This window comes from Roseateles sp. P5_B10, from assembly GCF_056400485.1.
In genome coordinates this window covers 1-953 of sequence record NZ_JBFULE010001315.1, presented here as the reverse complement: position 1 = coordinate 953, position 953 = coordinate 1, and the positions used below count along the sequence as shown (strand labels likewise).

The window sequence follows — 953 nt, the reverse complement described above, 5'->3', positions numbered from 1 at the left end:
GAGCGGCCCAGCGCCCGGCCCGGAAATCATCCGAGAGGGGTTCCATGCGACTGCTCTACTTACTTCTTCTTGGCCTTGGCGGCCGGCTTGGCGGCGGGCTTGGCAGCGGCCTTCTTGGCTGCAGCCTTGGGGTCCACGGCGGCCTTGAAGCCAGCGCCGGCGGTGAACTTGGGCAGCTTGGCGGCGGCGATCTTGATCTTGGCGCCGGTGCTGGGGTTCACGCCGTTGCGGGCAGCACGTGCGTGCTGCTTGAAGGAGCCGAAGCCCGGGATCGACACCGCACCACCCTTTTTGACGGTGGTGACGATGGCGTCCAGCAGGGTCTCGAGGACGCGGCCGGCTTCAGCCTTGCTCAGCTCGTGCTTGGCGGCCAGGTGTTCGATCAGATCGGTCTTGTTCATGCGGGGGGTCTCGTCCAAAAACGCGCCCGAACGGCTCGGGCGGGCGCGATTGTGGCTTATCGCGAGAGGCATACAGTCTCGGCAGAGTCCCGTATCCATCGTTGATGTCAGCCCACGTGCACTTTTCCTCTTTGCTCGATGCCCTGCCCCAGCAAGTGTGGAAGGCCGACGCGCAGGGCCGGCTGCTGTGGATGAACGCGCGCCTGGCCGAGGCGCTGAACCGCCCCGCCCTGCCGGCTGCCCTCGTCAACTGGTTGCACGAGGAGGACCGCAGCGCCTTCTCGGCTCAGTGGGCGGCGGCGCAGCGCAGCGGCCGCTTCGAGATGGAGTACCGCCTGGGCAACCAGTGGGTGCTGGCCCAGGCCCAGCGCCTGCCGGACTCGCCGCTTTGGCTGGGCACGCACACCGACATCGCCGCGCGCCGCACGGTCGAGGCGCGGCTGCGCGAGGCGGACGAGGTGTGGAAACTGGCGCTTGAGTGCAGCGGCGACGGCGTCTGGGATTGGCATGTGCAGGCCGGGATCGAATACTTCTCCGAGCGCTATCTGCGCC

The 953-nt window shown here is 67.8% G+C and carries 1 protein-coding gene and 1 pseudogene; one reads left to right on the top strand and one right to left on the bottom strand.

Translation table 11 applies throughout. The features are described 5' to 3' along the window. Nucleotides 1-59: 59 nt before the first annotated feature. On the bottom strand, nucleotides 60-401 hold the full coding sequence (locus tag AC1DU6_RS32990; protein WP_056194383.1) for an HU family DNA-binding protein: 342 nt from the start codon (nucleotides 399-401) through the stop codon (nucleotides 60-62). Between the two features lie 104 nt (nucleotides 402-505). On the opposite strand from AC1DU6_RS32990, the pseudogene AC1DU6_RS32985 reads away from it, so the two are divergent. Beyond that, a pseudogene (locus tag AC1DU6_RS32985) lies at nucleotides 506-953 on the top strand (hypothetical protein); the annotation flags it as partial.

What these genes read in the sequence shown, in the direction of transcription:
- AC1DU6_RS32990 (WP_056194383.1), bottom strand. Translation starts at nt 401, where the DNA reads ATGAACAAGACCGATCTGATCGAACACCTGGCCGCCAAGCACGAGCTG.